The following is a 2,871-nucleotide window of genomic DNA, read 5'->3' on the forward strand; positions in this document are numbered from 1 at the left end:
GCGGTTCAGCATGACCGGGTGCTCGCGAATGACTTCGTCGAGGATGTCCCAGACTTCCTTGCGCTCCTTCTCGACCCACTTCTTCGCCTGCTTGAGCGTCATGCTCAGCCCCTTGGCGTCGAGGCGGGCGTAGATGAACGGCTTGAACAGCTCGAGCGCCATCTTCTTCGGCAGGCCGCACTGGTGCAGCTTCAGCTCCGGACCGGTCACGATGACCGAACGGCCCGAATAGTCGACGCGCTTGCCGAGCAGGTTCTGACGGAAGCGGCCCTGCTTGCCCTTGAGCATGTCGGACAGCGACTTCAGCGGACGCTTGTTGGCGCCCGTGATGGTGCGGCCGCGGCGGCCATTGTCGAACAGCGCGTCGACCGATTCCTGCAGCATGCGCTTCTCGTTGCGGACGATGATGTCCGGCGCGCGCAGTTCCATCAGCCGCTTCAGGCGGTTGTTGCGGTTGATGACGCGGCGGTACAGGTCGTTCAGGTCCGACGTCGCGAAACGGCCGCCGTCGAGCGGCACCAGCGGGCGCAGTTCGGGCGGGATGACCGGCACGACGTCGAGGATCATCCACTCCGGACGATTGCCCGAATCGATGAAGCTTTCGACGACCTTCAGCCGCTTGATGATCTTCTTGGGCTTCAGCTCGGACTTGGTCTCGGCCAGCTCCTTGAGCAGGTCGTCACGCTCGCCCTCGAGGTCGAGCTCGATCAGCATCTGCTTGACCGCCTCGGCGCCGATCCCGGCCGAGAAGGCGTCCTCGCCATACTCGTCCTGCGCGCTCAGAAGCTCGTCCTCGGTGAGGAGCTGATACTTTTCGAGCGGGGTCAGGCCCGGCTCGATCACGATATAGCTCTCGAAGTAGAGCACACGCTCGAGCTGCTTGAGCTGCATGTCGAGCAGCAGGCCGATACGGCTCGGCAGCGACTTCAGGAACCAGATGTGCGCGACCGGGGCGGCCAGTTCGATATGGCCCATCCGCTCGCGGCGGACCTTCGACACCGTGACTTCGACACCGCACTTTTCGCAGACGATGCCCTTATACTTCATGCGCTTGTACTTGCCGCACAGGCATTCATAGTCCTTGATCGGACCGAAAATGCGCGCGCAGAACAGGCCGTCACGCTCGGGCTTGAACGTGCGATAGTTGATCGTCTCGGGCTTCTTGATCTCGCCGAAGGACCACGACCGGATACGATCCGGCGAGGCGATGCCGATCTTGATCTGGTCGAAGGTCTCGGCCTTGGCGACCGGATTGGCGAAGTTGGTCAGTTCGTTCATCTTTTATCGTCCCTCTAGAGGGTCAAATTCTGGTGCGGATCGCTGCGGGCAGGAGCAACGGTTTCCTGAACCGCTGCTCCCGGTTCCGCTTACTCCGCCGCCTCGGCCAGGCCGTCGTCCTCGTCCTCAATCGAGTTGAGGTCGACGTTGAGGCCCAGCGAGCGCATTTCCTTGACGAGCACGTTGAAGCTTTCGGGAATGCCGGCCTCGAACGTGTCGTCACCCTTGACGATCGCCTCGTAGACCTTGGTGCGGCCGACCACGTCGTCGGACTTCACCGTCAGCATTTCCTGCAGCGTGTAGGCGGCGCCGTACGCCTGGAGCGCCCACACCTCCATCTCGCCGAAACGCTGGCCGCCGAACTGCGCCTTACCGCCCAGCGGCTGCTGGGTGACGAGGCTGTACGGCCCGATCGAACGCGCGTGGATCTTGTCGTCCACGAGGTGGTGGAGCTTCAGCATATAGATGTAGCCCACGGTCACCTTACGGTCGAACGCCTCGCCGGTACGGCCGTCATACAGGGTCGACTGGCCCGACGTGTGATAGCCCGCCTTGGTCAGCATCGCCGACACGTCGCTTTCGCGCGCACCGTCGAACACCGGGGTGGCCATCGGCACGCCGTTCTTCAGCAGGCCGGCCATCTCGACCACCTGATCGGGCGAAAGCGCATCGATCTCTTCATGGTACTGATCGCCGTAGACGTCCTTCAGGCGATCGACGACCGCCGCCGGGGGCTGCCCGCCGACACCGTTCGGATTGGCTTCGCGCCACTCCTCCAGCGCCTGCGTGACCTGCTGACCCAGGCCGCGCGCGGCCCAGCCCAGATGGGTCTCGAAGATCTGCCCGACGTTCATGCGGCTCGGCACGCCGAGCGGATTGAGCACGATGTCGACATGCGTGCCGTCCTCCAGGAACGGCATGTCCTCGATTGGCAGGATGCGGCTGATGACGCCCTTGTTGCCGTGACGGCCGGCCATCTTGTCGCCCGGCTGCAGCTTGCGCTTCACCGCGACGAAGACCTTGACCATCTTCAGCACGCCCGGCGGCAGCTCGTCACCGCGCTGCAGCTTCTCGACCCGATCCTCGAACTTCGCGACGATCGCGCCGACGGCCTCGTCATACTGCGCCTTGACCGCTTCCAGATCGCTCTGGCGCGCATCGTCGGCGACGGCAAGCTTCCACCAGTCACGCTTCTCGACGCTGTCGAGCAGCGCCTCGTCGATCTCGGCGCCCTTCTTGATGCCCTTTGGACCCGACACGACCGTCTGGCCGAGCAGCATGTCCTTCAGGCGGTTGTAAGTGGCGCGGTTGAGGATGGCGCGTTCGTCCTCGCGGTCCTTGGCGAGGCGTTCGATTTCCTCGTTCTGGATGGCGCGGGTACGGTCGTCGATCTCGATGCCGTGGCGATTGAACACGCGCACTTCCACGATCGTGCCCGAAACGCCCGGCGGCAGGCGGAGCGAGGTGTCGCGCACGTCGCTCGCCTTTTCGCCGAAGATGGCGCGGAGCAGCTTCTCCTCCGGCGTCATCGGGCTCTCGCCCTTCGGCGTGATCTTGCCGACCAGGATGTCGCCCGGCTCGACCTCGGCGCCG

2 pseudogenes are annotated in these 2,871 nt (G+C 64.1%); both read right to left on the minus strand.

The window, feature by feature from the left end:
• Positions 1 to 1,278, minus strand: a pseudogene (locus tag ACOJSF_RS02420) (DNA-directed RNA polymerase subunit beta'); the annotation flags it as partial.
• A gap of 89 nt (positions 1,279 to 1,367) precedes the next feature.
• Positions 1,368 to 2,871, minus strand: a pseudogene (locus ACOJSF_RS02425) (DNA-directed RNA polymerase subunit beta); the annotation flags it as partial.

The organism is Sphingomonas sp., from assembly GCF_048594985.1.
Classification (GTDB): domain Bacteria; phylum Pseudomonadota; class Alphaproteobacteria; order Sphingomonadales; family Sphingomonadaceae; genus Sphingomonas_I.